We start from the raw sequence: 25,043 nt of genomic DNA on the forward strand, positions 1-25,043 counted from the left end.
TCCATATCCGAGCGTCGGAGAGCATCGGCCGACACCGCACACGAGGGGGAACGAGGAAGCATGTCGAGTGCAGGGGGCGGCGTGAGACGCCGCGTACCGGGTGCCGTCGCCGTGGGGGCCGCCGCCCTCCTGGCCGTCACGGCCTGCGGGGGGACGGAGGAGCCCGCCGCGCCGGAGGCCGCCGCCGACCACGCGGCCGAGCGGGGCACCGCCGAGGCCGGGGACCTGCGGATCTCCGGCGCCTGGATGCCCGAGCCCGCCAATCCGGAGGTGGGCGCGGTCTACCTGCGCGTGGAGAACGGAGCCGAGGCCGACGACGCGATCACGGCGGTGACCGCCGACGCCTCCGACGACGCGGACCTGTACACCACCGAGACCACCGACTCCGGGGCCTCGATGATGCGCGCCGTCGAGGAGATCCCCGTCCCCGGCGGCGGCGCGACGGAGCTGATGGCGGGCGGTTACCACGTGATGGTGAACGACCTGCCCGAGCCGCTCGCCGTGGGGGACGAGGTCGTCCTCACCCTGACCTTCGCCAGCGAGCACGAGGTGGAGGTCACCGCGCCCGTCCAGCCGATGACCGCCGGGGACGGCGGGGAGGACGCGCACGAGGGTCACCACTGAGTTCACCGCGGCCCCGGTGCGGAGGGCCGCGGTGGGGGGCGATGACGGAGCTGCCCGTGGCGCGTCCGTGGCGGCCTCGGCGGTCACGGAGGCGCCACGGGGAGCGTCGCCCCGGGCGCGCGTCCGTACCGATCCCGTGATGTCAGGATTCGGGAACTCCGGGCGGTGTCCCGACGACTCCTGTCGGGAAGGAACCGTCCAGCGGAAGGCGGGTGCGGCGTGCCACCACCGGGAGCCGGGATCCGGATCGAATCGCTGACCTGCGACCACGGGCCGGTGCGGGCCGTGGACGGGGTCGACCTCGACATCCGGGCGGGGAGCCGGGTCGCCCTGGTCGGCACGAACGGCTCGGGCAAGTCCACCCTGGTCCGCGCGGTCCTCGGACTGCACCGGCCCTCCCGGGGGACCGTCGCCGTCGACGGGCACGTCGCCCGCACCGCCCGGGACTGGGCACGGCGCCGACGCGAGTGCGCGTGGATCCCGCAACGCCAGTCGGCCGGGTCCTTCCCCCTCCTGGTCCGCGAACTCCTGGACGGCGGCGGACGCGGCACGGAGTCCGCCCGCGACGCCGCCGCCGACCTGGGCGTCGGCCACCTCCTGGACCGGCCGGTCGCCACCCTCTCCGGCGGGCAGCTCCAGCGCGTGCACCTGGCGCGCGTGATCGGCCGTGTCGCGGCCGGAGCCGGTGTGGTCCTGGCCGACGAACCGACCGCCGCCCTCGACTTCGACGCCCGCCGCGACGCCGCCCGCCACCTGCTCTGCCTGGGGGTCACGACCCTGGTCGTCACCCACGACCCCGACCTGGCGGCCGACTGCGACCGGAGACTGGAGATGGCGGCGGGCCGACTCCGGGAGGTCGCGTGATCGACGCGGACACCCTCGCCGCCCTCCTGGCCATGCCCGCCGTCCAACGCGCCGCCCTGGGCCTGTTCCTGGGCGCGGTCGGCCTCCCCCTGGTCGGGGTGGTCATCGTCGGGCTGGACATCATGCCGGTCCGCTTCGCGATGATGCACGTCGCCCTGCTGGGGATCGCCGTCGGCCTGCTCACCGGGGCCGACCCCACCCTGTGCGCGCTGGTGGCCTGCGCGTGCGCCGGAGCGGCGGTCAGCCCCCTGGCCGACCGGCCGGGCGGCCTCTCCGGCGGCATGGGGCTGCTGATGAGCCTGGCCATGGCCGCGGCCCTGCTGCTCATCGCGGTCTCGGGCACCAACGCCGCCAGCGCCTTCGCTCTGCTGTGGGGCTCGATCCTGTCGGTGCGCACCGTCGACCTGGTCATCCTCGGCTGTCTGGCGGTGCTCGTGCCCGGACTCCTCGTCCGCTTCCGCCGCCAGCTCGCCCTGCTCCTGCACGACCGCGAACTCGCACTGGTCAGCGGCGTGCGCGTCCGTTGGTTCACCCTCGTCCTGCTGGTGATCGTCGCCGTCGCCGTGGCCGGGGCGATCCGGCTGACCGGCGCGCTGCTGGTCGACGCGCTCACCATCCTGCCCGCCCTGGCCGCGCGCCGGCTGGGCTCCTCCCTGACCTCGATCGCGGCCTGGGCCGTGGTGTGTGGTCTGGTCAGCACGGCCGTCGGCTTCGCCCTGGCGCTCCTCCTCGACCTGCCCCCCGGGCCGGTCCTGGTCCTGACGGCCGGGCTCCTCGCCGTGGCCGCCCACCTCCTCCCCGAAAGGACACACCGCGCATGGCACCGCACCCCGCACTCCTCCGACCCCTCGTCCTGAGCTGCGCCGCGCTGCTGCTCACCGGCTGCGCCGCGGGCACGGACACGGGCGACGACGCGGAGGGCTCCGACGGCCCCGCCGCCGAGGGGCCCGTGATCGTGGCGACCACCACCTGGCAGGGGGCGTTCGCGACCGCCGCCGGGGCCGAGGACGTCACGGTGATCGTGCCCGCCGACGTCCAGCACGCCCCCGAGTACGAGCCCGCACCCTCCGACCTGGCAGCCGTGGCCGAGGCGGACTATGTGCTCTACAGCCCCTTCGAGCCGTTCGCCCAGCAGATCACGGACGCGGCGGGCGGCGACGCGCGCACGGTCGAGGTGGAACTGGACAACTCCCCGGACACCATCGCCGCCGAGGTCGCCCGCCTGGGTGGGCTGTTCGGCACCTCCGAGGCCGCCGAGGAGTGGCTGTCCACCTTCGACGAGGAGCGCGAGCGGATCGCCGAGGACCTCGCCGGTCGGTGGCCGGACGGCGCGGCCCCGCGCGCCGTCGCGCAGGTCTACGCCGCCTGGGCCGCCGAACTCGCCGGGGCGGAACTGGTCGGGACCTACGGCCCAGAGCAGCTGGGCGCGTCCGACGTGGCCGGGCTGGCCGGGGCCGAGCCCGCGTTCGTGTTCGAGAACACGCACATGTCGACGGGCCGGGTGCTGCCCGACTCCGACGCCCTCCAGATCGGTGTGGTCAACTACCCCGGCGAGGACCTGGACCTGATCGCACTGTACGAGGCCAACGCGCACACCATCGCCGAGGCGTTCGCGGGCCGCGAGGTCGACCCCGGTTCCGGCGGCCGCGGCGGTGACCACGGTGACCACGGGGCCGGGGACTCCGAGGGGTAGGCCGCTCCCGGCCGGGCCGGTGGGGTGGGGCCGTCCACCCCGCCGGCGGCGGTCCCCGCGACGGCGCGCCCGGGCGCCGCGCGCGGTCAGTCGACGAGAGCGCGCAGGGCGTCGCGGTCCACCTTGCCCGCGGCGGTCAGGGGCAGCCGACCCACCCGCAGGACCCGCTCCGGGCACTTGAACGGGTCCAGCCCGCCCTCCTTGAGGTGGACGGCCAACGCCGCGACGTCCGGCGGTTCCGTTCCGCCGCGCGGCACCAGGGCCGCGACCAGCCGCTCACCCATGAGCGGGTCCGGGGTCCCGAAGCAGCAGGCGTCCGCCACGGCCGGGTGGGTGCGCACGGCGGACTCCACCTCGGCCGGGCTGATGTTGGCGCCGCCCCGGATCACCACGTCCTTGAGCCGTCCGACCACCCGCAGCAGACCCCGCTCGTCCAGGACGCCCAGGTCTCCGGTGCGCACCCACCCGTCGGCGGTGCGGTGGCGCTCGTCGGCCCCGTCCCCGCCGACGTGGCACAGCGGGGACATCGGGCCCAGTGCGACGATCTCGCCGGTCGCGCCCGCGGCCACGTCCCGGCCGTCGGCGTCCACCACGCGGATGGACACGACCCCGGGGTCGGGCCGTCCCGCCGGACGGCCGGGGCCGGACTCGTCGCACGGGTCGCCGTCCAGGCCGGTGTGGCAGTTGACGCCGTCCGCCGACCCGTAGAGGTTGACCACGGGACCGCCGAAGACCTTGCGCGCCCGCCGCGCCGTGTCGGGGTCCAGCGGCGCCCCGCCCAGGACCAGGACCGCGCCGTCGCCGGGGCGGGGGCAGCGGTTCAGGTCGAGCATCATGCGGATCATCGTGGGCACGCCGAGCACGTGGGTCGGGTGGTGGTCGGCGATCGTCGCCAGTGCGCGGTCCGCGTCGAAGTGGTCGTTGAGCAGCAGTGTTCCGCCGTGCCGGGCCAGGACCACCGAGGTGGCGTTGCTGCCGAAGGCCGATCCGAGCGGGACCAGGAAGTGCGCCCGGAGGGGGTCGGCGCCCCGTCGCAGGGAGGCCACGAAGTTACCGCGGCCGCCCGCGAGCGCGTCGTGGGAGTAGGCGACCATCTTGGGCTGGGCCTCCGAGCCGGAGGAGACCAGGATCCGGGCGGCGGAGGAGGCGTCCACCTCGGGCAGGTCGGACTCGTCGGCGGGGGAAACGGTCGCCGACAGGAGCCGCCCCCGGCCGTCCACGCCCACCGCCCAGCGCAGGTCGGGCAGGCGGGGACGCAGCGCCTCGGCGGTCCGCAGCGGGGAGCGGCCCCGGTGCTCGGTCGCGGCCACGAGGAGCACCGCGCCGGAGCCGCGCAGCAGGGCCTCGACCTCCGAGGAGCCGCGCCCCACCGGGAAGGGCAGCGCCACGGCGCCGACCGCCGCGATCGCCAGTTCGGTGGCCACCGCGGCCGCCTGGTTGGGCAGCTGGACGGCCACGACCTCGCCGGGGCGCACGCCCAGGCGTGTCAGCGCCCCGGCCACGCTCAGGACCTCGCGGTGCAGGGCCGCGTACGTCACCCGCCCGTGGTCGTCCACGACGGCGTCCCGGTCGGGGTGGGCCAGGGCGACGGTGCGGAACAGCTGGTAGACGCCCATGCCGAGGTAGTGGCCCTCGTCCCGCCACCGTGCGCGCAGGTGCGCCGGGACCAGGTCGGGGAAGGTACGGGGCGTCATGAGGTCCTCCACGGGGAGTCGACCGCCAGGAGCCCGTCGGCGGTGCGGGAGAGCAGCGGGCCCAGGCGCGGGTCGTGTTCGAGCCCGGGCAGGTCGGTGGCGACCGGGTGGCCGTCCAGGTGGGAGGTCCCGGTCCGGGGGCAGTCGTGCAGCAGGTCGGCCGCCGCGCGCAGGGAGCTCTCCACGGCCACCGCCGAACCCAGGCGCTCGCGGGTCAGCAGGGCGGCGGTCACGGCCTGGGCCCCGAGGAAGCCGCCCAGGACGTCGAGCACGGTCATCAGGGAGGCGACCGTCGTCCGGCCGGGCGTCCGCGTCGGGGCGGTGAGCCCCTCGTGCGCCTGGACCATGAAGTCCGTGCCCGGGGGCAGGCCGTCGGCGGGACCGCCCCAGCCGGAGGTGTAGGCGTACACCAGGCGCGGGTTGGCCGGGGCCAGGGCGGCGGCGTCCAGGCCGAGCCGCTCGGCGTTGCCGGGCGCCCAGTTGTGCAGGAAGACGTCGGCGTCGCGCACCAGGTCGCGCAGGTCGCGGCGGCCCCGGTCGCTCTTGATGTCCACCTCGAGGGCGTCCTTGCCGTGGTTGAGCGCGAGCCACCGCGCGGAGAGCCCACCGCACGTCGGCGGCATACCGCGCAGCGGGTCGCCGCCGGGCGGCTCGATCCGCACGACCGTCGCGCCGAGCGACCGGAGCAGGTGGGCGGCCAGCGGCGCCTGGATACGGCGGCCCGCCTCCAGGACGCGCAACCCGGTGAGGGGAAGCTCCCCGGGGGGCGTCGTGGGACCGGAGGGGCCGACGGTAGACGAGGTGTCGGTGGGCACGGGACGCAGCACCCAGGGCGGTCGTGCGCCGGTCTCCTCCCACGAGTGCCGGGTCGCGTCCGTGATCCGGACGAGGCCGACGCCGCCACGCTCGGCGGCGGATCGGACGTGATCCCAGGAGTGCTCGGCGGCGGCCGACCGCAGCTCGTCGGGGAGCGGGGCACGGGCGGTCGCGTAGCGGAACTGGAAGGGGGCCCAGCCCGCGCTGACCGCGCGCCGGGGGGCGGACAGGCCGTCCCAGAAGCGGCCCCAGGGCTCGGGGGCGAGGGCCTCGATCTCGAAGTCGATCCCGTCGGCGCTGGTGAAGGTGGCGGTGCCCGGCTCCGGGGGGACGGCCTCCGCGTCGTCGGCGGCCGCGGCGGCCAGGTACTGGGCGACGGTGAGCAGGGCACACGTCTCGGCGTTGGTGCGGACGGTCGTCGCGCGGCCGGAGCGCAGGCGCAGGAGTTCGGCGGCCAGGAGGCCCGTGAGGTGGGCGGTGGCGGAGACCGTGCCGGCGTAGGCGAAGGGCAGGGGTTCGGGGGCGCCGTGGCGGCGGCCGTGGACGGCCGCGAGCCCGGCGCGGGCCTGCAGGTCGGTCTCGCCGTCGTCGTGCGCGGGCCAGTCCAGGACCGCGCGGGCGCCGCGGGGGGACGCGAGCCGGGAGGAGGCGGGGGCGCCGTCGGCCGGGGTGTCCGGCAGGTCGGCGCCCAGAGCGCGGAGCTGGCGTTCGGTGTGGTGGTGCGGATCGCCGCCTCCGTCGTGGGTCAGGCCCGTTCCCGCCAGGGGCGGTGGGGTGAGGGGAACAGTGGAGGTCATGGGTGTGCCTCGCGAATTCTGTCCGAAGTGGGATGGGTTGGGGGAGGATTGGGGGAACTCGTCGATCGTCCGCTTCGACCTTTCTGTCGCACAAACAGTCGCCGTCCGGGGACGGATGGTTCCCGAGCGGCTGGGAGGAGGCGACGGTGGTGATGCGGCGGGAATCGTCGAACCTGGTCGAGCGGGTGCGCGACTTCGTGGTGCGGGAGGTCGAGCCCTGGGAGGACGTCCTGGACGCGGGCGGTGACCGGGCGCGGGCGCGACGCGCGGAGCTGAGGGAACATGCGGTGCGGGAGGGGCTGTGGGCGCTGCCGTTGCCCCGGGAACTCGGCGGAGGGGGCCTGGGGCTGGCCGAGTACGCGCCCGTCGCCGAGGCCGAGGGGCGCAGCGACCACGGACCGTCCGTCCTCGGGTCGGCGGCGCTGCTGGACGTGCGGACCCTCGACGAACACGCGACACCCGCCCTGCGCGAGCGCTACCTGGAGGGGCTGGTGTCGGGGCGGCTGCGGGCGTGCTTCGCGATGACCGAACCGGGTGCGCGCGGCTCGGACCCGGCCGTGATCGCGACCACCGCGACCCCGGCCCCCGGGGGATTCCGGCTGCGCGGGGCGAAGTGGTTCGTGACCGGGGCGCGCGAGGCGGACCTGGTCATCGTGGTGGCGCGCACGGGTCCGCCCGGTCCGGGCGGACGCGACGGGCTGACCGTCCTGGCGGTGCCCGCCGAGACACCCGGGGTACGGGTGGTGCGGGAGTTGCCGGTGTGGGGTGTCGGCGGGCAGTATGAGATCGCCTTCGACGACGCGCCGGTCGACGCCGACCACGTGCTGGGTGACGTGGGGGAGGGGCTGCGCGTGGCGGGCGCGCGGGTGGGGCTCGGGCGGACGCTGCGGAGCCTGCGGTGGCTCGGGCAGGCGGAGCGCGCCTTCGGGCTGCTGCTCGACCGGGCCCGCGACACCGGACGGGGGAGCCCCGCTCTGGGGGAGTACCAGTTGGTGCGGGGGCTGGTGTTCGAGTCGCACCTGGCCCTGGCCTCCGCGCGGTCCCTGGTGGGGGCGGCCGTGTCGGCGGTGGAGGACCCCGGCGCCGATCCGGGGCGTACGGCGGTGGCCACGGCCAAGGTGGCGGCCGCGCGGGCGCTGTCGACGGTGGCCGACGCCGCCGCGCAGGTCCACGGAGCGGAGGGGTTGGGACCGGACACGCCGCTGCCCCGGTTGCAGCGGCTGGCGCGCCAGGCGCGGGTGCTGGACGGGCCCGACGAGCTGCATGTGTCGGCGGTGGCGCGGCGTTTGTTGCGCGGGTGAGGGGTCAGACGAGGTCGGCGGGGACGGTGCCGAGGGCCATCGCCGCCGCCAGGGCGAGGAAGAAGTTCCCCCACACGGACTCGATCCCGGTGACCAGTCCGTCGGCGGTCTCGTAGGACCCCTGCTCCAGGCCGTGCGTGCCCAGGTGGTCGCGCTGCAACGTCCGCACGATCGCGTGTGCCCGCGCCCGTGCGGCCACCGCACGGGCGGCCGGGGCGCCCTCGCCCCGAGTCTGGACGGTTCCCCCGTGGCGCGCGGAGTCCGGGACCTGGGCGGAGGCGGCCGCGTCGGTGCCCCGAGCGCTCGTTCGCCCAGTCCGCGCAGCTCCTGGCCGGTCCTGTGCGGTCTGGCCGGTCGCACCGAGGAGGGGCCGGGGCGAGGCCGAGGACCGCGGCTGGGCGGCAGCGAATGAGTTCGTTCGCGAGGACTCCACGGCGCGCGCCAGCCGCAGCAGCGCGGCCGCCTCGATCGCCGCCGCCCCCGTGTCCACCGGCCCCTTCGGCTCCTCCGCGTCGGCCGGGGGCACCAGCGGCGCGTCCGCGTCCAGCGCTGACCCCAGTTCCGGGTCGTCGGACGCCACGAGCCCCAGTCGCACCGCGTCCGCGAACGCCGTCAGCAACCACGCCCGCCCCCGCGACCAGTACCGCGTCGGCGCCCCGTCACGGACCGCCGCGTCCCCGTCCAACCGCCACACCGGCGCCACGGACGACCCGTCCCAGCACAGTCGCAGGTGCCGGACCAGGTGCGCCGCCCCGGCCGCCGTGACCGCCTCCGACACCCCCGGCGCCTCCCGCATCAGCGGCGCCACGCCGGGCGCACCGTCCACCCGCACGAGGTCGCCCGCACCCTCGAAGGCGCCACCCCACGGGACCACCCCCGTCCCGGGGTCGAAGCGCCCACCCAACGACCGCGCCGCCCGGCCGGCCGCCTCCTCCAGCGGGGCGACACCACCCGGAACCGCGAACCGCGCGAGCGCGAGCGGGTACCAGAACACCAGTCCGCGCGTGGCCGTGTCCGCCTCGGCCCACACCGCCAGGCCCCCGCTCGCGCGGCGGGCGGCCGCCGCGTGCGCCGACCCGGGACGCTCCAGCGCCCGCAGCCACAGCAGCCCCGACCAGAGCCCGCCGGTCCACGACCCGCGCCGACTCGTGACCCACGCTTCGCCCGGCCGACGGAACAGGGGGTACCGGCCGTCCAGCCCCGAGTGCAGGTCGTCGACGCCGTCGAGGAGGGTGTCGAGGACCCGCCGCGCCGCCTCCGCCCTCACGACCGGGCCTCCCGCCGCAGCCACGGGGCGGCCGTCGCCCCCGCCGCGAGCAGCGCCAGCGCGGGCCACCCCCACGCGTACGTGTAACCGGCCGTCTCGGCGAGGGCGCCCAGCACACCGGGGCCGACCGCGAACCCCGCGAAGAACCCGGCCGACACCAGTGCCGTGGCCCGACCCGCCCTCGGCCCGGGCGCGGCGGTCATCACGGCGATCATCGACACCGCGTTCGCCGCCACCGCCAGCCCCCCGACCGCGACCGCGGCCGGGTACACCAACACCGGAACCCACACCGCCGTCACCAGCAGCGCGGGGCCCAGGACGGACCCGCCCGCCAGCGGCGCCAGCAGGCGGAACGCCCCGCCGTGACCGGCCCTCGCCGCCCACAGCACGCGCCCCAGCACCCCGGAGACGCCCAGGACCGCCACCGCCAGGCCCGCCGCCACCGGGGCCAGCCCCAGCTCGTCGGCGGCGAACAGGCCCACGTGCGCGTTCATCGACGACACCCCCACGCCCAGGAAGAGCGAGAACACCGCGAGCCGCCCCACCGGACCGCGCGGCAGCGGCTCGGCACCGGCCCCCCGCACGCCACCGCCCGGGGCGTCGGCGGCGAGCGCGAACAGCGCCCACACCGCGAGCAGCACGGCGACCGCGGCGGCCACCACGACCGCGACCCGCCACCCCGACCAGGCCGCGACCAGCGACAGCGGTACCCCGGCCACCAGTGCGCCGAGCTGTACCCCGGACTGTTTCCACCCGGTCACACCGCCCCGCCGGTCGGCGGGCACCGACCGCAGGATCGTCTTGTTGGTCGCCGGGTTGGCGAACGCCTGCGGCAGGCCGGACAGCGCCAGCGCCAGGCACAGCGTGACCAGGTCCCGGGCCGTCGCCAGCAGCCCCAGCCCGACCGCCGCCAGCACCAGCAGTCCGACCGTGCACCGCCGCGGCCCCCACCGGTCGGTCAGCCGCCCCGCCACGGGGGACAGCGCGGCGGCCACGGCGAACCCGGCGCCGACCGCGACGCCCAGCGCCGCCGGGCCGGTGCCCAGCTCGGGCCCGAGCCGCGGCGCCAGCGCGGCCACCGTGAACAGCGGCAGCATCGACCAGGCCATGACCAGGGTCAGCAGCACGGTCGTGCCGCCCACCCGGTCGCTCGTCCTCGCCTCCTCCAGGCGGTCAGGGGTCATCGGCGCTCCAATACGGTCAGGGGGTATATGAGGTCCCGGTCAGTGTCTCATCCCGCCCACGCGGCCGCGCCACCGCGTCCGCCTCGACCGCCGCCCGACCGCCCCGTCGCGCGAGCCACCCGAGGACGGCGTCCACGGTCAGGAACGCCAGCAGCGACACCCCCACCAGCGGCGCCGCCCAGCCGACCGCGACCAGGACGACCACGACCGCCGCCCGCAGCGGCGGCGACAGGGCGCGGAAGGCGCCACGCGGGTAGGGGCGGCCGACCCCCAGCGCCCGCGACCGCGTGGGCCGCCGCTGCCACCACATCCGGTAACCCCAGACGACGACGGCCAGCAGCGCCACGGCCAGCACGGTCAGTGCCACCTGGTTGGCCACCCCGAACAGCAGCCCCATGTGGGCGTCGATCCCCCACCGGGTGAACTTGGCCGTCAGCGGGTAGTCGGCGAACCGCACCACGTCGGTGACCTCCGCCGTGTCCGGCGCGATCGCCGCGCTGTCCGCCCGTGTCGGCCAGAGCCGGTCGAGCTGCCGGACCACGTAGGGCGAGGCGGGCGTCGGCGGATAGGCGATCTCGACGGGGCCGTCCAGTCCGGCCTCCCGCGCGCTGGCCAGCACGGCGTCCACCCCCAGATCCACGCCGGGCGAGGTGACCGGGGCCCGCGCGGACACCGACGGGGTCGCCCAGGACAGCCTCTCCCGCAGGTCGGCGATGTTGCCGCCCGCGTACTGCGACCACGTCATCCCGGTCGCCGACAGGAAGAGCAGACCCACCGTGATCCACAGGCCGGTGGCGCCGTGCAGCGAGACCGAACGCGCCCGCCCCCGGGACGTCCCCGAACCGGGCAGCAGCGCGCGCCGCGCCCCGCCCCGCGACCGCCGCGCCCGGGCGATCCACAGCGCGACGCCGCCCAGCGCGACCACCCACAGCCAGCTCGCCGCGAGTTCGCTGTACAGGCGTCCGACGTCACCCAGGTGCAGGTTGGCGTGGAACACCTCGATCCACGTGCGCACGGGCAGCGCGCCGCTGGTGCCGTAGGACTCGGTCACCCCGAGCACGTCGCCGCCGTAGGGATCGACGAACACCGCCGCCCGCTGCCCCGACTCCAACCCGGGCACGTCGAACAGCACCCGCGTGGCGTCCTCCCCAGTCGCGGGCGGGCGCACCGCGTCGAGTTCGGCGTCCGGCAGTTCCTCCCGCGCCACCCGCACCTGTTCGTGCAACGGCAGGGTCTCCCCGGCGGGTTCGACGCGCAGCAGGTCGGCGTAGGCGGCGTTCTCGATCTGCGGCGTCCACACGTACAGCAGGCCGGTGACCGCCGCGACCAGGATGAACGGGGCGACGGACACCCCGGCGTAGAAGTGCAGCCGCAGGACCAGCGGCCGGAGCGCCGTCCATGCCCCGGGTCGCGTCCGTTCCGCCGCGTCCTCGGGGGGTGCGTCCTCGTCCTGTGTCATGGCGGCGTTCTCCTCATCGTCGGCGCCGCGCGCCGATCGTGGTGCTTGTCCTCCCTGTTCAGGTCGTTCGCGCGGCCTGTCCGGTTCCCGCGCCGACGTGCTTCGACCCGGGGCGAGCGCGGCGGTGCCCGGAGCGAGCAAGCACAGGGCCGCGCACACGACGAGCACCGCCTCGGTGCCGAACGCGTCGCGGCTGACCGCCGGGAGGAGGACGTTGGTCGCGGAGTACCCGGCGGCGGTCAGCGCGCCCAGTCCGGCGAGGAACCCGGCGGTGCGGGCGGCCAGGACGGCCGGGCCGGGGATGAACGGCATCGCCCACGCGGCCAGACCGGAGGCGGCGTTGCCCGTCCACCGCCGGAGGAAGGCCGGGTCCAGCGGCACGGACGCGCGCGGTGGGGAGGGGCGTGCGATCTGGGGCTCCTGGGGGTGGGCACGGTCGTGTGACGTCCTTGCGCGTACGGTCGTCGAGGGCGTGTTCCGACACCCCCTCATGACAACGGTCATCATTGCCCCCGCCAACGACACGCCGCGCACGGACACTCGCCGTGCGCGGCCGCCGCCGGTGCCCCCGGAGCTACTCCAGGTCGATGACCTCGAAGGACATCGCGCCCCGGACGTTCACGACGTCACCGGGCAGCGCTTTGCGGCCGACGGGGTGATGGCAGTCGGGCGCGGCGTAGAAGCGGAGGAGCGCGTCGGTGCGGTTCTTGGCCCGCTCGGCGGAGGGCAGGCCGGGGAGCACCTGCGGGACGGTGTGGCAGCCCTCGGCGGGGTCGACGGCCACGGTGACGGGGTTGTTCGCCAGGTCGTGCCTGAAGAGGACGACCCCCTCGGCGGCGTGGGCGGGCGCGGCGAACAACGGCAGCGCCACCGCGGCGGTGGCGGCGGTGGCGGCGAGGCGTTTCAACACGTTCGGGTACTCCAGTCATGCTCGACGGACGGGGTGTTTCCCAACGTGCTCATTCAATGGCCCGGAGCGACGGAGGTGGGCGGGCAACGCCGACCGGCTGCCGTGTCTTTGCCGCCCGATCACGATCGCGGTCCGCACCCGACCGCCCCACACCGGACTCCGTTCCCCCCGGTCGGAGCCGGTGCCGGGGGTAGCCTGGAAGGGGACTCGACGGCCGCGCGTCCGTGTTCACACGGGTCGGCGGCCCGACGGACGAGGGGGTTCCGTGATGAGTACGGTCCGCAGTGTCATGACGTCCCAGGTCGTCGCCGTCACCGAGGACGCCGGTTACCGGGAGGTCCTCGAAGCGCTGGTCGACCACCACGTGGGCGCTCTGCCGGTGACCGACGCCGAGGGGCGCGTGGTCGGGGTGGTGTCGGAGGAGGACCTGCTCCACAAGGAGGAGTTCAAGGGCGGTGACTACATCCCGCCGCCGCGTGCCCGTCTGCGCGCCCGCCTGGGTGTCGGCGGAGCGGCGCGGGACAAGGCCCGGGCCACGAGCGCGGCCGAACTCATGACGCGCCCGGCCGTGACGGTGGGACCCGACAGCAGCGTGGTCGAGGCGGCGCGGCTGATGGAGCGGCGCGGCGTCAAGCACCTGCCGGTGGTGGACGAGGAGGGGCGCCTGGTCGGGATCGTGAGCCGGTCCGACCTGCTGCGGGTGTTCCTGCGCGGGGACGCCGAGATCGCCGACGAGGTGCGCGGTGAGATCGCCGAGGTCATGAACCGGGCGCGCGACGAGGAGCCGACCGCGACGGTCTCCGACGGCGTCGTCCACATGACCGGGACCGTGCGGTTGCGCAGCGAGGCCCAGGAGTTGGTGCGGCGCGCCCAGCGGATCGAGGGGGTGGTGTCCGTCGACTCCGACATCGACTGGCACGTCGACGACATCATCCCCGAACACGTCCGCTGGCGGTCCGTGACCCCGTGAGGCGGTGCCGCGCGGCGCGAGGCGTGGGCGTGGTCGCCCCGCACGGGGCGACCACGCCCACGACCGGGCGGGACTCGACCTCCCCAGCCGGATCCGGGAGCGCTAGGGTCGCCGGATGGACTGGATCGACCGGGTCGCGGCGATCAGACGCTGGAACCGCAACGGTTACCGCGCCCCCCACAAACCCCTCCTGCTGCTCTACGCGCTCGGGTACCACCAGCGCCACGGTGCCCGCCCGATCCCCTACAGCGAGGCGGAGCGACACCTGGCCCACCTCCTGCGGGAGTTCGGCCCACCCCGGCGGACCTCGCCCGCCTACCCGTTCCACCACCTGACCAGCGACGGCCTGTGGCGGGTCACCACCGTGGACGGGCGGGAGTGCGACGCCGCCAGCGCCACGGAGCTACGGCGTGAGGGCGCGCGCGGAAGCCTGAGCCCGGAGCTGTCCGCGGCCCTGTCGCGGGACCCCGGCCTGACCACCCGTATCGCGCGCCACCTGCTCGACGCGAACTTCGAACCCTCCCTGCACGCGGAGATCTGCACGCTCGCCGGGCTCGCCCCGGACACCGGGGCCGTCGGGACCGACGACGTCCGCCTCGTCGCGGGACGCCGTGACCCCGGCTTCCGGGACCTGGTCCTGGACTCCTACGACCACCGGTGCGCCTTCTGCGGCTACGACGGGTGGATCGACGGCGGCCCCGTGGCACTGGAGGCCGCGCACGTGCGCTGGTGGGCGCTGGGCGGCCCCGACGACCTCACCAACGGCCTGTGCCTGTGCTCGATCCACCACCGGCTGTTCGACCGGGGCGTCCTCGGGCTCTCGCGGGACCACACCGTCGCCGTCTCCACCCGGTTCAGGGGGCGCTCCCCGGCCTCGGAGCGGCTCGTGACCTCCCTGGCGGGGCGACCGCTGAACCGCCCCGGGGGCGCGGACCCCGCCGTCGAACCCGACCACGTCGACTGGCACGGCCGCGAGGTCTTCCGCGGCGATCCGGTGGCCCCGGCCGGGTGACCCGGACGCCGTCCACCGACCGTCTCCGGCCGGTGGACGGCCTCCGTTCACCTCGGGTATGACCTGCGACACCCGGCATCGCTAGGATGCGACCCGGACCGAGCCGGAAGAGCAGAGAGAAGAGCGCAGTGGCTGCTGAAGGAAGTACCAAGGCCGTCGTGGTGGCGTTGGGGGCCAATCTCGGGATCGCCGCCACCAAGTTCATGGCGTTCCTCCTCACCGGCTCCTCGGCCATGCTGGCGGAGTCCATCCACTCCGTGGCCGACTCCGGCAACCAGGGCCTGCTCCTCCTCGGCGGCAGGCGGGCCAAGCGCGACGCCACCGCCGCGCACCCCTTCGGCTACGGCCGCGAACGCTACATCTACGCCTTCCTCGTCGCGATCGTGCTCTTCAGCGTCGGCGGTCTGTTCGCGCTCTACGAGGCCTGGCACAAGATCTCCGACCCCCACCCGATCGAGGAGTGGCGCTGGGTCCCGATCGCCGTGCTGGGCGTCGCCATCGTCCTGGAGTCGATGGCCATGCGCACGGCCATCAAGGAGTCCAACGCCGTCCGCGGCAAGGCGGGCTGGGTCGAGTTCATCCGCCGTTCCAAGTCGCCCGAGCTGCCGGTCATCCTCCTGGAGGACGCGGGCGCCCTCCTCGGCCTGGTGTTCGCGCTCATCGGTGTCGGCCTGACCCTCATCACCGGCGACGGCGTCTACGACGGCCTGGGCACCGCCGCGATCGGTCTGCTGCTCGTCGCGATCGCCGTCGTCCTGGCCGTCGAGATGAAGAGCCTCCTGGTCGGCGAGTCCGCCACAGAGGAGCACGTGCGCCGGATCGAGCGCGCCATCGCCGGCACCGAGGACATCGACTCCGTCATCCACATGCGCACCATGCACCTGGGACCGGACGAGCTGCTGGTGGCCGCCAAGGTGGCGGTCGACGGAGAGGACGACGCCGTGCGGGTCACCCGCGCCATCGACGCCGCCGAGGCGCGCGTCCGCCGGGAGGTGCCGATCGCCACGCTCATCTACATCGAGCCCGACCTCATGCGCTCCCGCCAGACCGCCGACGGGACCGCCGTGCCCACGGCCGACGAGTGACCCAGCCCTCCCGACCGTGGGCCAGCCGGTGCACGGCCACGTGGACCGCCGCCCGGAGCGCACCGTGTGTACCCGGTGACGCTCCGGGGTAGACCGTGGACGGCACCCCCTGCCCTCCCTCCCGCTGACCGAGCCGCGTGACGGTTGTGAAGAGGAGAGGACCATGCTGGAGCGGATCCCGGACGCGCCCGCCGGTGTCGACGCCCTGAAGGCCGTCGGCTCCGTCACCAAGGACGACTACGAGACGGTGGTCGAACCGATCGTCGACGAGGCCCGGCGCGAGGGGCGCCGGGTCCGCGTGCTCTGCGAGTTCGGCCCGGAGTTCGACTCCTTCACCCCCGGGGCCGCCTGGGAGGACCTCAAGGTCGGGATGGGCGCCATGCGGCTCTTCGAGGGCTGCGCGGTCGTGACCGACACCGAATGGATCCGCAGGGCGACCCGTCTCGGACGGTTCCTGGCGCCGTGCCCGGTGCGCGTCTTCGACGTCGACGACCGCGACGAGGCCCTCCGCTGGCTGGCCGCCCTGCCCGAGGGGCCGGGTCTGTCCCACCGCCTCGACCCCGACTCCCAGGTCCTCGTGGCCGAGATCGAGGCGCCGCTGCGGGTCCAGGACTTCGACGCGCTGGCGCAGACGGCGGACACCTGGCTCGACACGCACGACGAACTGGCCGGAATCGTCGTCCACACCCGTGACTTCCCCGGCTGGGAGAACATCACGAGCCTCCTGCGCCACCTGCGCTTCGTCCGCGACCACCACCGACGGGTCCGCAGGGTGGCGCTGGCGGCGGACAGCAGGCTCGCCGACCTGATGCCCCACCTGGCCAACCACTTCGTCCGGGCCGAGCTGCGGCACTTCGACTACGACGACCTCGACGACGCCGTCGCCTGGGCGGCGGGAGCGTCGGGGCCGACCGACGGGGACTGAGGCACGCCCGGAAAACCCGTGACACCCGCGCCCCGCCCGCCGGTCGCCTCACCCGCCGCCGCGCAGGACCCCGTCGAGCGCGTCCACCGCCCGGTCGAGGTCGTCGTGCGAGACGAAGTAGTGCGGCGAGGCGCGGACCACCGCCTCCAGCCCCCGCCGCTCCATGTCGAACCGGGTGGACTCGCGGCGGCTCACCGTGACGGCCACACCCGCCTCCCACAGCGCCGCCGCCACCCGCCTCGGCTCCGCCCCGGCACAGGTGAACGTGACGATCCCGTTGTGGTCGGTTCCGATGTCGGCGACCTCCACGCCCTCGACCCCGGCCAGACCCCGCCGCAGCCGTCCGGCGCGGTCGGCGACGGCCTCGGCGATCGCCTCCACCCCGAGGTCCAGCGCGTAGCGGGCGGCGGCGATCAACCCCAGGCGCTCGGCCACGCCGTACTCCCACAGTTGGTGGACGCGGGCGTCGTCGCGGAGCCGGTAGGTGGTGGCGCTGTCCCACTCCGCGCCGGAGTGATCGACCAGGAGCGGCCGCAGGCGTTCGGCGGCCGAACGGCGGACCGCGAGGAAGCCGGTTCCCCGGGGACCGCGCAGCCACTTGCGCCCCGTCCCGGAGAGCATGTCGACCCCCAGGTCGTCCATGCGCACCGGCAGCTGGCCGACGGACTGGCAGGCGTCGAGCAGGACCAGGGCACCCGCCTCGTGCGCCGCCTCGGTCGCGGCGCGGACGGGGTTGGTCAGTCCGGAGTTGCTCGGTACGTGGACGAGGGAGAGCAGCCTGACGCGCTCGTCCAATGTCTCCCGCAGGGCCTCGACCGACATCGCCCCCGAGGCGTCCGAGGGGACGACGTCCACGCGCGCGCCGTGGTGTTCGGCCAGGCGCAGCAGCGCGACGGCGTTCGCGCCGTACTCGGCCTCGGTGACCAGGACGCGGTCCCCCGCCCCGAGGGGAACCGACCCGGCCAGGGTCAGCCACGACCGGGTGGCGCTGTCGGTGAAGGCGACCTCGTCGGGTGCGCAGCCGAGGAGGTCGGCGAACACGGCGTGGCCCGCCTCCACGTCCTGTTCCCGTTCGGCGTGGGCACGGTAGCCGCCGATCTCCGCCTCGCGCCGCAGGTGGGTGATCACCTCGTCGAGGACGGGCGCGGGCGGCAGGGAGGATCCGGCGCTGTCGAGGAAGATCCGCCCCCCGCAGCCGGGGGTGTCGGCCCGGACGGCGTCGATGTCGATCATGTGTATCCTTTCCCGTGGTGTGAGTGGAGTACGTGTCCGCGGAACACGCCCTAACGGGGGCGGGAACCGCGTCGGGAACGCCGCCATCCCAGCCCGCCGGCGCCCGCGACGAGGGCCGCCAGGGCGAGCGCGGTCCACGCCGGGCCGACGGATTCCAGCAGGCGGACCAGCTCCGACTGCACGCGGGTCGCCGCCCCCACGACGGGGTCCCGGGCCGCCTCTCCGGAGAGGACGCGCAGCTCGAACCACCCGTAGTAGGCCACGTACAGGCCGGCCAGGACGAGCAGTACGCCCCCGGCGCGCGTCACGTACGGCATGGCCCGGCGCAGGCGCGCGGCCACCGAGTCCCGGGCCAGCGCGACGGCCACGGTCAGGACGCCGACGACCAACCCCATCCCCAGCGCGTACGCCAGGAACACGGCCACCACCCCGACCGGGCTGGTCGACCGCAGTGCCGCCGTGGTCAGGGCGAGGAACGGGCCGACCGTGCAGGACAGCGACGCGATCGCGTACGTGATCCCGTAGACCAGGGCCCAGCGCGGGGAACGGGCGGGCCGCCCGGGGGAGGGCTTGGGCAGCAGCAGCGTGATCTCCCGGCCCGCCGCCAGCCACGCGCCCAGTCCCACCAGGGCGGCGCCGATCACCACCGTCACCCACGGCAGGTGGCGCTCCACCGACAGCGCGAGCGGGGCGACGACCAGCCCGAAGCCCGCGAAGACGAGCGTGAAGCCACCGGTCATGGCCGCCGTCGTGGCCAGGGCGCGGCCGAGCGGGCGCCACCGGGCCCCACCCGCCGCCGGGCCGCCCCCGCCGGTCCCGTCGTCCGAGGCGACCAGGAGCGCCAGGTAGCCCGGCAGCAGGGCGAAACCGCACGGGTTGAGCACCGCGAGCATGCCCGCCACCAGGGCGATCGCGAACGGAATCTGGCTCATGACCCCTCGGTGAGCGCCTCGACGCGGGCGTCGAGGTCGTCGTCGGTGAGGGTGCCCTGGACCGTCTCGACGGATCCGTCTGCGCCGAGGAAGGCGAAGGCGGGCTGGCTGGCGACGCCGAAGCCCGACCAGATCGATCCGTCCTCGTCCACCAGGTGGGTCATCTCCCCGGTTCCGGTGTCGGAGACGAAGCCGCGCATGGCGTCCACCTCGCCGAGTCCGGCGACACCGAGGAACGCCACGTCACCGGAGTGCCGGTCGGCCGCGTCGAGCACGCCCGCGGCCTCGCCCCGGCAGACCGTGCACCACGGGGCCCAGAACCACAGCACGGCGGGCTCACCCGTGAGCGAGGAGCCGGAGAAGTCGTCGCCGTCCACGGTCCGGGTGTCGAACGCCAGCGCGTCGGGGACCTCCGCAGGGGCGGCGTCCGTCCCCGAGCCGTCCGGTCCCCGGGTCGCGGGAGCCTCGGCGGAGCCGTCGGCGACCTCCCCGGGGTCGGCGGCGCAGGCGGTCAGGCCCAGGACGGCGGCCGTCACCACCGCCGCCAGGGCTGGGAGGCGGCGTTCGGAGGGGGACGTGATCGTCATGGTCACCTCGGGGTCGGTCGCGGGTGAGGGGAGGATCCCAGCGAACCAGAACGCGTCCGCGCGGTCCACGGCGGCTCCCTTCCTCCGAAGGGCCGCGTCCACCGGAAAGCGCCGTGAACGGAGCGCCCGACGTGACCAATGTGACCAATGGCCCGCGTGAGGGTACTCCACTAAGTGAGGCGTGTCACATCCCGGGTTCGTGCCACGAGCCCGGATCACCTGGGAGGTGTCGGTCATGTCCACGATCGCTCACGCTCGCTCGCACGCCATGACGCACGCCTGGAGGGGTGCGGTGGCCGGTGTGATCGGTGGTGTCGTCTTCGGGGTCCTGATGGCCATGACGGGCATGCTGCCGATGGTCGCCATGCTGGTCGGCAGTGAGAACGCGGTCGTGGGTGCGGTGGTGCACCTGGCGATCTCCGCCGTCTTCGGTGTGGTGTTCGGGGTCCTGGCGGGCGCGTACGCCGACCACGTGTGGGCCACCCTCGGGGCGGGCCTGGCCTACGGTGTCGCGCTGTGGATCATCGGTGGTCTCATCCTCATGCCCGCGATGCTCGGCATGGCGCTGTTCCCGATGGGGCAGATGTCGATGATGAGCCTGTTGGGACACGCTATCTACGGTCTGGTGGCGGCGGCCTCGCTCTACGGGCTGAGCCGGAAGCACGTGTAGACCGAACCGGGTCCGTCGACCCGGAGGCGGACGCCGACGCCCCGGCGGGCGTCGGCGCCACCGTGCCCGGGACCGGGCCGCTCCGCCACCGGCCGGAGCGGCCCGGTCCCCTACGCCACGAAGACCCGCGCCCCGGTGGCGGCGGCCTCGGCGGCGGCGATCCCGCTGGCGATGGACACCTCGCCCAGCAACCCCGGAGCCGCCACCGCGTCCCCCGCGAGGAAGACGCCGTCGCCCTGGTCGATCGCGGGCCGGTCCCGCCACGTGCGGCCCGGCAGGTCGAGGGCGCCCGTCCGCCCCCGGCACATCTGGTCGCGTCGCCAGGTGACCCGCTCGCGCCAGCCGGGCAGGGCGTCTTCCAGCAGGTGTTCCATGCGCGCCGTGACGTCCCCGCGTGACTCGTCCGCGCGCACCGGGAGCTGCGCCTGGTACAGGGTCTCGCCTTCGGGGACGATCCCCCGGTCGAGGAAGGAGTAGCACTCGACGAACCCGGACTCGTCGAGGTCGAACACGATCGTCGGATCCTTCGCCCGCCGCCGCAGCCCCAGGTCCACGAGAAGGGAGTGCCCGCTCTCCCAGGCCAGGGCGCCGTCGCCGAGCAGCGACCGGGCGGAGGGGAGCGCGGTCGCCACGATCGTCGGCGTGCCCGGGAGTTCCGTCACCCGGACGCCGGTCTCGATCCGCACCCCCATCTCCTCCGCCCGTGACGCCATCCGCCCCACCAGGGAACCCCAGCCGCCGCGCGGGTAGCGGACGGAGGGGGAGCGCAGTGCGGTCACCCGGGTGAAGCGCTCCCACACGAACTCCGCCGAGAGCCGTCCCGGGTCCGCCTCGTAGGTGGTCACCCCCAGGAACCCGCAGACCGCGCGGGTGGCGGCCACACCCAGGTTCTCCCGCCCCCACGCGGCGAAGTCCCGGTCGCGCGGGGCCCGCAGCCTCCGTCTCCGGATCGCCCCGATCAGACCGGCCGACGGCAGACGGCCCACCCGGCCCCCGTGCCGGAACCGCGTCCCGGCGAGGAAGGCCGCGGTCGGCTCAAGGAGCGGCGGGAGGAGGTCACGGTCGGCCAGCCACGCGTACGGTGCCCCGTCGCTGTACAGGGCGTGCGGGCCGTCGTTGACCACGTACGGCGGCTCGGTCGAGCGGGCCCTGCCGCCCAGCCGCTCGTGCGCCTCCCACAGGGTGACGTTCGCGCCCCTCTCGGCGCTGGCGATGGCCGCGGTCAGTCCGGCGAGGCCACCGCCCACAACGGTGATGTCCATACCGTCAGGACGAGGCGGGGGCGCGCAGACGTGACATCTTCTCCGGATTGGCGACGAGGTAGACGTGTCGGACCAGGTCGTCGGCCACGTCCAGCACGAGCAGCAGCACGACGCGGCCGTCCACCGCGGCGTAGGCCGCCGGGGCGCCGTTGACCTCCATCACCCCCGTCTCCAGGCGTGCGAGGTCGTCGACTCCGGTGGAGTCGAGGAAGCGCCGGGTGTTGCGCTCCTGGGCGATGGCGTGCAGGAAGGCGGAGACCTTCCGAACCCCCTGCAGGGCCCGCAGCGGCGCCCTGACCCTTCCACCGCCGTCGCCGATCAGCGTCGCGTCGTCGGCCAGCAGGGCGGTGAGGCCGTCGAGGTCGCCCTCCAGGCACGCTCGGAGGAAGCGTTCGGTGATCCGGCGCCGGGAATCCCGGTCGGCGTCGAACCGGGGGCGCCGTTCGCGCACGTGGTCGCGGGCGCGCCGGGCGAGTTGCCGGGCGGCGGCCTCCTCGCGGCCGATGACCTCGCCGATGCGCGCGTAGGGGAACTGGAAGGCCTCGCGGAGCACGAAGACCGCGCGTTCCAGGGGGCTGAGGGTCTCCAGGACGACGAGGAGCGCGTACTCCACCGAGTCGGCGAGTTCGGCGTGGTCGGCCCCGTCGGGCAGGTCGCTGACCGGTTCGGGGAGCCATGCGCCGACGTAGGACTCGCGTCGGTGCCGGGCGGAGCGGAGCCGGTCGAGGGCGATCCGGGAGGCGACGGTGACCAGGTAGGCGCGCGGGTCGTCGACGGTGGCGGGGTCGACGGTGTTCCAGCGCAGCCAGGTTTCCTGGGTCACGTCCTCGGCGTCGGCGGCGCTGCCGAGGATGCGGTAGGCCACCCCGGTGAGGAGGGAGCGGTGCTCTTCGAAGACATCGGTGGTCATGTCGGGTAGACGCGGCGCGGTGCCCCGGGCGTGACATCCCGGGGCGGTGGCGTGGGTCACTCGGTGCCGGTGTCCTCGGCGGGGCCGCCGATGTTCTTCCTCCAGGGTCCGTTCGCGACCAGCCAGTGCGGCACGAAGCGGACGGGGAAGGGGAGTTCGGTCTCGAAGACCTCCTCGCCGTAGGTTTGGGTGACCTCCTGGTACTGGCCGTCCTCCAGCCGGAACTCGACGATGCCGACCTTGTCGGCGAGCGGGTTGATGATCCAGTAGGACGGGACGCCGAAGGCCGCGTACTCGCGGCGCTTGGTGTGGTTGTCCCTGAAGACGCTCTCGGGGGACACGATCTCCACCGCGAGCAGCGGCGGGACCTGGAAGTAACCCTCGTCGGGGAGTTCGCAGTCGAAGACCGCCAGGTCGGGGATCCGGTGGTGGGTCCCGTCGGCGTTGAGGTTGATTCCGGGAGCCTCACCGATCTCGAACGCATCGTCGCAGGCGACGCCGAGATGGCTTCCGAGACGGTAGGCGACCCGCATGTGGATGGGCTTGGGGGCCGGTGACACGTCAAGCCGCCCGTCGACCAGTTCGTACCGCCGTCCGTCGTCCGGTGTGTGCTCCAGGTCGTCCACGGTCAGACGCCGCTCGGGTGCTTCCGTGCGCCTGATGGTCATGACAGCCATACTGCCTCCTTGCCCGCATGATGACCAGCATGGCGAAAGCACGCTCGGTTACCGGGCGGTTTCCCGGAGAATCCAGCCCGCCTCTCACGCCACGGAACCCCCTTGCCCGGCGGCGTGTCGCGCCCTACCGTGGCCCGTTCGTGGACCACGCGGGGGAGGGGCCGGGTGTACCGACTGCGGGAGTGGTGTCCGGGGGACGCCGACCGTCTGGTGGGGGCGTTCGAGGACCGTGATCTGGGGCGGCAGACCGCGCTCGTGCCGCGCACGCGGGCGCTGGCACTGGAGTGGATCGACCGGCGCCGGGACCGCGCCGCCGACGGGCGGGCGCTGGCGTTCGCGGTCGTCGAGGGTGACGGGCCGGTGCTCGGCCACGTCGAGGTGGCGGTGACCGACCCGGGCCACGACACCGGCTGGGTGTCCTACTGGACCCATCCCGCCGAGCGGGGGCGGGGCGTGGCGTCCGCGGGGGCGGCCCTCGCCGCCGAGCACGCCTTCGGCGCCCTGGGGCTGCACCGACTGGAGTTGGAGCACCGGGTCAACAACCCGGGTTCGTGCGCGGTGGCGCTGCGGGCCGGGTTCCGTCCCGAGGGGGTGCGGCGGGCCCGGCTGTGCTACGGGGTCGAGCGCTTCGACGTCGGGGCGCACGCGCGGCTGGCCACCGACCCGGCGGAGGGCGTCGCCCTCGCGCTGTGCGGCGGCCGGTGACGCCGGAGGGACGACGGGGCACGGTTCGAGCCGTGCCCCGCGTTCGCCCCTCAGCGGGATCAGTTGTGGATGTTGTTGTTGGCGCTGCTGTCGACCACGTTGCAGCCGTCCAGCTCGACCAGGGACACGTCGATGACGTCGGCGCAGATCGGCACGGTGATGTTCTGGACGTCGGCGTTGTTGTCCGCGGCGGCGGTGCCGGTCATGGCGCCGAGGGCGAGGCCGGTGGCGAGGATGAGGCCGGAGGCGGTGGAGAAGCGCTTCATGGTGTTGGTCCTTGTCGGTTGGCGATGCGATCGTTGGTTCGGTGGAGGCCGCTCGGCCCCCGGGGTGCGTGCCCGTCGTTAGCGGTTGATGCTGACGTTGCCGTTGGCGTCCTTGTCGATGACGTTGCAGCCGTCGACGCTCACACCCGCGAACTGGAGGATGTCGGCGCAGATCGGCACGGTGATGTTCTGCACGTTGGCGTTGTTGTCCGCGGCGGCGGTGCCGGTCAGGGCACCGAGGGCGAGGCCGGTGGCGAGGACGAGACCGGAGGCCTTGGCGATACGTGTCATGGAGGTCACCTTTCGGAAGATCCAAAATGGGGTGGCTGTAGCCGCCGGAAATAACTTAGCGTAGTCAGGCGCGTGCTCGGGGTGCTTTCGGGGAAGAATCCAGAGGTTCCTCGGGATTTCTCTGGCCTCGCGCACGACATGACGGACATGTCGCGCCAACACGCCCGCGCCCCGTAACCGAACTGAGAACACGGCGCGCGTGGTCCCTCGGCGAGTCCTCCGGAGGCCGGTGCGGAAGGCGCACACGAAAAAGGGCCCGCGCGGCGCGCGGGCCCTTCGGATCGGGGGAGCGGCTACCAGCCCTGCTGCTGCCCGTATCCCGGGTACTGCTGTCCGTACCCCGGCTGCTGGCCGTAGCCGGGCTGCTGGCCGTAGCCGGGGTACTGCTGCGGGTCGTAACCCGGGTACTGGTGCTGGTCATAGCCGGGTTGCTGCCCGTACCCCGGCTGCTGCTGGGCGTAGCCCGCGTACGGGTCGTACGCCTGCTGCGCTCCCGTGTGCGGGTACGCCTGCTGCTGGCCGGAGTGGTCCGGCTGCGGAGCGGGCTGCTGGGCCTCGGCCTGGGCGGTGCCCTGGGCCGCCGACGCGTCCGGACGGAAGATGAACAGGCGCGAGGCCGTCTCTTCGGACTCACTCGGCGCCGTCATCTCCAGGCGCCACCCCGCCTCCTCGATCCCCTCCAGGATGCGGGTCAGGCCGGGGCGCAGCTTGCTGTCCTTCTCGTCGTAGGCGTTGGCGTCGAGCTGGACGATGAACATCCGGCGCTTCTGCTGCGCGGCGACCTTCGCGTGCTCGACGACCGTGCTGTCCCTCACGACCTGTGTGACGCTCATGAATAACCGTACCCATCTGCTCTGATCGGAGCTGCTTCACCCGCCGGGAGGCTCCCGGTCGTCCGCGTCCGGCATG

Annotated in this window: 26 protein-coding genes; 11 read left to right on the top strand and 15 right to left on the bottom strand. The window is 74.6% G+C overall.

Features of this window, described 5'->3' with window-relative positions:
* Positions 1–81: 81 nt before the first annotated feature.
* From DVR05_RS10135 to DVR05_RS10150, 4 genes are all read left to right on the top strand, one after another.
* Positions 82–624: a copper chaperone PCu(A)C gene (locus tag DVR05_RS10135; RefSeq protein WP_232832065.1), complete on the top strand. Its 543-nt coding sequence runs from the start codon at positions 82–84 to the stop codon at positions 622–624.
* Positions 625–843: 219 nt separating this feature from the next.
* A complete protein-coding gene (locus DVR05_RS10140) occupies positions 844–1,488 on the top strand; it encodes an ABC transporter ATP-binding protein (protein WP_232832066.1) in 645 nt (214 codons plus the stop codon).
* Positions 1,485–2,345, top strand: coding sequence for a metal ABC transporter permease (locus tag DVR05_RS10145; RefSeq protein ID WP_198659122.1), 861 nt, complete (start codon positions 1,485–1,487; stop codon positions 2,343–2,345). The genes DVR05_RS10140 and DVR05_RS10145 overlap by 4 nt, the downstream gene beginning before the upstream one ends.
* Entirely contained in the window at positions 2,306–3,181 is an 876-nt protein-coding gene (locus tag DVR05_RS10150) for a metal ABC transporter solute-binding protein, Zn/Mn family (protein ID WP_116245587.1), read from the top strand. Before DVR05_RS10145 ends, DVR05_RS10150 begins: the two co-directional genes overlap by 40 nt.
* A gap of 86 nt (positions 3,182–3,267) precedes the next feature.
* On the opposite strand, the gene DVR05_RS10155 is transcribed toward DVR05_RS10150, so the two are convergent.
* Positions 3,268–4,875 carry a class I adenylate-forming enzyme family protein gene (locus DVR05_RS10155; protein ID WP_116245634.1) on the bottom strand — a complete coding sequence of 536 codons (1,608 nt, stop codon included), beginning with the start codon at positions 4,873–4,875 and terminating at the stop codon, positions 3,268–3,270.
* Positions 4,872–6,488: a CoA transferase gene (locus tag DVR05_RS10160; RefSeq protein WP_116245588.1), complete on the bottom strand. Its 1,617-nt coding sequence runs from the start codon at positions 6,486–6,488 to the stop codon at positions 4,872–4,874. Before DVR05_RS10160 ends, DVR05_RS10155 begins: the two co-directional genes overlap by 4 nt.
* Before the next feature lie 152 nt (positions 6,489–6,640).
* Between DVR05_RS10160 and DVR05_RS10165 the strand changes: the two genes are divergently transcribed.
* Entirely contained in the window at positions 6,641–7,789 is a 1,149-nt protein-coding gene (locus DVR05_RS10165) for an acyl-CoA dehydrogenase family protein (RefSeq protein ID WP_116245635.1), read from the top strand.
* 4 nt (positions 7,790–7,793) lie between these two features.
* On the opposite strand, the gene DVR05_RS10170 is transcribed toward DVR05_RS10165, so the two are convergent.
* The 4 genes from DVR05_RS10170 to DVR05_RS10185 form a co-directional block, all read right to left on the bottom strand.
* Positions 7,794–9,056, bottom strand: a complete 1,263-nt coding sequence (locus tag DVR05_RS10170) for a hypothetical protein (protein WP_116245589.1) — start codon at positions 9,054–9,056, stop codon at positions 7,794–7,796.
* Positions 9,053–10,240 (bottom strand): nitrate/nitrite transporter, encoded by a 1,188-nt coding sequence (locus DVR05_RS10175; protein WP_116245590.1) that lies wholly within the window; start codon positions 10,238–10,240, stop codon positions 9,053–9,055. Before DVR05_RS10175 ends, DVR05_RS10170 begins: the two co-directional genes overlap by 4 nt.
* Before the next feature lie 16 nt (positions 10,241–10,256).
* Positions 10,257–11,699, bottom strand: coding sequence for a PepSY-associated TM helix domain-containing protein (locus tag DVR05_RS10180; protein WP_116245636.1), 1,443 nt, complete (start codon positions 11,697–11,699; stop codon positions 10,257–10,259).
* A gap of 574 nt (positions 11,700–12,273) precedes the next feature.
* On the bottom strand, positions 12,274–12,609 hold the full coding sequence (locus DVR05_RS10185; protein ID WP_116245591.1) for a hypothetical protein: 336 nt from the start codon (positions 12,607–12,609) through the stop codon (positions 12,274–12,276).
* 268 nt (positions 12,610–12,877) lie between these two features.
* Between DVR05_RS10185 and DVR05_RS10190 the strand changes: the two genes are divergently transcribed.
* From DVR05_RS10190 to DVR05_RS10205, 4 genes are all read left to right on the top strand, one after another.
* Positions 12,878–13,579: a CBS domain-containing protein gene (locus tag DVR05_RS10190; protein WP_116245592.1), complete on the top strand. Its 702-nt coding sequence runs from the start codon at positions 12,878–12,880 to the stop codon at positions 13,577–13,579.
* A 115-nt stretch (positions 13,580–13,694) separates the two neighbouring features.
* Positions 13,695–14,591: a phosphorothioated DNA-binding restriction endonuclease gene (locus tag DVR05_RS10195; protein WP_116245593.1), complete on the top strand. Its 897-nt coding sequence runs from the start codon at positions 13,695–13,697 to the stop codon at positions 14,589–14,591.
* Positions 14,592–14,719: 128 nt separating this feature from the next.
* Positions 14,720–15,676 carry a cation diffusion facilitator family transporter gene (locus DVR05_RS10200; protein WP_116245594.1) on the top strand — a complete coding sequence of 319 codons (957 nt, stop codon included), beginning with the start codon at positions 14,720–14,722 and terminating at the stop codon, positions 15,674–15,676.
* Between the two features lie 163 nt (positions 15,677–15,839).
* Positions 15,840–16,601, top strand: coding sequence for an STAS/SEC14 domain-containing protein (locus DVR05_RS10205; protein ID WP_116245595.1), 762 nt, complete (start codon positions 15,840–15,842; stop codon positions 16,599–16,601).
* Positions 16,602–16,649: 48 nt separating this feature from the next.
* Here the strand turns inward: DVR05_RS10205 and DVR05_RS10210 are convergent, their stop codons facing one another.
* Genes DVR05_RS10210 through DVR05_RS10220 form a run of 3 tightly spaced genes read right to left on the bottom strand, consistent with a single transcriptional unit; the run spans position 16,650 to position 19,353 of the window.
* The gene (locus DVR05_RS10210; protein WP_116245596.1) at positions 16,650–17,834 is read right to left on the bottom strand and encodes an aminotransferase class V-fold PLP-dependent enzyme; all 1,185 of its coding nucleotides are present in this window, start codon (positions 17,832–17,834) and stop codon (positions 16,650–16,652) included.
* A 50-nt stretch (positions 17,835–17,884) separates the two neighbouring features.
* Positions 17,885–18,766, bottom strand: a complete 882-nt coding sequence (locus DVR05_RS10215; protein ID WP_116245597.1) for a cytochrome c biogenesis CcdA family protein — start codon at positions 18,764–18,766, stop codon at positions 17,885–17,887.
* Positions 18,763–19,353, bottom strand: coding sequence for a redoxin domain-containing protein (locus DVR05_RS10220; RefSeq protein WP_116245637.1), 591 nt, complete (start codon positions 19,351–19,353; stop codon positions 18,763–18,765). The genes DVR05_RS10215 and DVR05_RS10220 overlap by 4 nt, the downstream gene beginning before the upstream one ends.
* Positions 19,354–19,588: 235 nt before the next feature.
* Here DVR05_RS10220 and DVR05_RS10225 point away from each other — a divergent pair, with 235 nt between their 5' ends.
* Entirely contained in the window at positions 19,589–20,023 is a 435-nt protein-coding gene (locus DVR05_RS10225) for a hypothetical protein (RefSeq protein ID WP_116245598.1), read from the top strand.
* Positions 20,024–20,133: 110 nt separating this feature from the next.
* On the opposite strand, the gene DVR05_RS10230 is transcribed toward DVR05_RS10225, so the two are convergent.
* The 3 genes from DVR05_RS10230 to DVR05_RS10240 are packed head-to-tail and all read right to left on the bottom strand — an operon-like array spanning position 20,134 to position 22,863.
* Positions 20,134–21,285: an NAD(P)/FAD-dependent oxidoreductase gene (locus tag DVR05_RS10230; RefSeq protein WP_116245599.1), complete on the bottom strand. Its 1,152-nt coding sequence runs from the start codon at positions 21,283–21,285 to the stop codon at positions 20,134–20,136.
* A gap of 4 nt (positions 21,286–21,289) precedes the next feature.
* On the bottom strand, positions 21,290–22,195 hold the full coding sequence (gene sigJ / locus DVR05_RS10235; protein ID WP_116245638.1) for an RNA polymerase sigma factor SigJ: 906 nt from the start codon (positions 22,193–22,195) through the stop codon (positions 21,290–21,292).
* Between the two features lie 56 nt (positions 22,196–22,251).
* Positions 22,252–22,863, bottom strand: coding sequence for a Uma2 family endonuclease (locus DVR05_RS10240; protein ID WP_116245639.1), 612 nt, complete (start codon positions 22,861–22,863; stop codon positions 22,252–22,254).
* A 174-nt stretch (positions 22,864–23,037) separates the two neighbouring features.
* On the opposite strand from DVR05_RS10240, the gene DVR05_RS10245 reads away from it, so the two are divergent.
* Complete coding sequence (locus DVR05_RS10245; RefSeq protein WP_116245600.1) at positions 23,038–23,577, top strand: GNAT family N-acetyltransferase; 540 nt, start codon at positions 23,038–23,040, stop codon at positions 23,575–23,577.
* 59 nt (positions 23,578–23,636) lie between these two features.
* On the opposite strand, the gene DVR05_RS10250 is transcribed toward DVR05_RS10245, so the two are convergent.
* The 3 genes from DVR05_RS10250 to DVR05_RS10260 form a co-directional block, all read right to left on the bottom strand.
* Positions 23,637–23,843 carry a hypothetical protein gene (locus tag DVR05_RS10250; protein ID WP_116245601.1) on the bottom strand — a complete coding sequence of 69 codons (207 nt, stop codon included), beginning with the start codon at positions 23,841–23,843 and terminating at the stop codon, positions 23,637–23,639.
* 78 nt (positions 23,844–23,921) lie between these two features.
* Positions 23,922–24,134: a hypothetical protein gene (locus DVR05_RS10255; RefSeq protein ID WP_116245602.1), complete on the bottom strand. Its 213-nt coding sequence runs from the start codon at positions 24,132–24,134 to the stop codon at positions 23,922–23,924.
* Positions 24,135–24,427: 293 nt separating this feature from the next.
* Complete coding sequence (locus DVR05_RS10260; protein ID WP_116245603.1) at positions 24,428–24,967, bottom strand: hypothetical protein; 540 nt, start codon at positions 24,965–24,967, stop codon at positions 24,428–24,430.
* Positions 24,968–25,043 lie beyond the last annotated feature (76 nt).

It is taken from the genome of Nocardiopsis sp. FIRDI 009, assembly GCF_003386285.1.
GTDB lineage: Bacteria > Actinomycetota > Actinomycetes > Streptosporangiales > Streptosporangiaceae > Nocardiopsis.

Excerpts from the sequence above, each read along its gene's own strand:
- DVR05_RS10150 (WP_116245587.1), top strand. The coding sequence starts at position 2,306 with ATGGCACCGCACCCCGCACTCCTCCGACCCCTCGTCCTGAGCTGCGCC.
- DVR05_RS10155 (WP_116245634.1), bottom strand. The coding sequence starts at position 4,875 with ATGACGCCCCGTACCTTCCCCGACCTGGTCCCGGCGCACCTGCGCGCA.
- DVR05_RS10160 (WP_116245588.1), bottom strand. The coding sequence starts at position 6,488 with ATGACCTCCACTGTTCCCCTCACCCCACCGCCCCTGGCGGGAACGGGC.
- DVR05_RS10165 (WP_116245635.1), top strand. The coding sequence starts at position 6,641 with ATGCGGCGGGAATCGTCGAACCTGGTCGAGCGGGTGCGCGACTTCGTG.
- DVR05_RS10175 (WP_116245590.1), bottom strand. The coding sequence starts at position 10,240 with ATGACCCCTGACCGCCTGGAGGAGGCGAGGACGAGCGACCGGGTGGGC.
- DVR05_RS10180 (WP_116245636.1), bottom strand. The coding sequence starts at position 11,699 with ATGACACAGGACGAGGACGCACCCCCCGAGGACGCGGCGGAACGGACG.
- DVR05_RS10190 (WP_116245592.1), top strand. The coding sequence starts at position 12,878 with ATGAGTACGGTCCGCAGTGTCATGACGTCCCAGGTCGTCGCCGTCACC.
- DVR05_RS10195 (WP_116245593.1), top strand. The coding sequence starts at position 13,695 with ATGGACTGGATCGACCGGGTCGCGGCGATCAGACGCTGGAACCGCAAC.
- DVR05_RS10205 (WP_116245595.1), top strand. The coding sequence starts at position 15,840 with ATGCTGGAGCGGATCCCGGACGCGCCCGCCGGTGTCGACGCCCTGAAG.
- DVR05_RS10210 (WP_116245596.1), bottom strand. The coding sequence starts at position 17,834 with ATGATCGACATCGACGCCGTCCGGGCCGACACCCCCGGCTGCGGGGGG.
- DVR05_RS10215 (WP_116245597.1), bottom strand. The coding sequence starts at position 18,766 with ATGAGCCAGATTCCGTTCGCGATCGCCCTGGTGGCGGGCATGCTCGCG.
- DVR05_RS10220 (WP_116245637.1), bottom strand. The coding sequence starts at position 19,353 with ATGACGATCACGTCCCCCTCCGAACGCCGCCTCCCAGCCCTGGCGGCG.
- DVR05_RS10225 (WP_116245598.1), top strand. The coding sequence starts at position 19,589 with ATGTCCACGATCGCTCACGCTCGCTCGCACGCCATGACGCACGCCTGG.
- DVR05_RS10230 (WP_116245599.1), bottom strand. The coding sequence starts at position 21,285 with ATGGACATCACCGTTGTGGGCGGTGGCCTCGCCGGACTGACCGCGGCC.
- sigJ (WP_116245638.1), bottom strand. The coding sequence starts at position 22,195 with ATGACCACCGATGTCTTCGAAGAGCACCGCTCCCTCCTCACCGGGGTG.
- DVR05_RS10240 (WP_116245639.1), bottom strand. The coding sequence starts at position 22,863 with ATGACCATCAGGCGCACGGAAGCACCCGAGCGGCGTCTGACCGTGGAC.
- DVR05_RS10250 (WP_116245601.1), bottom strand. The coding sequence starts at position 23,843 with ATGAAGCGCTTCTCCACCGCCTCCGGCCTCATCCTCGCCACCGGCCTC.
- DVR05_RS10255 (WP_116245602.1), bottom strand. The coding sequence starts at position 24,134 with ATGACACGTATCGCCAAGGCCTCCGGTCTCGTCCTCGCCACCGGCCTC.
- DVR05_RS10260 (WP_116245603.1), bottom strand. The coding sequence starts at position 24,967 with ATGAGCGTCACACAGGTCGTGAGGGACAGCACGGTCGTCGAGCACGCG.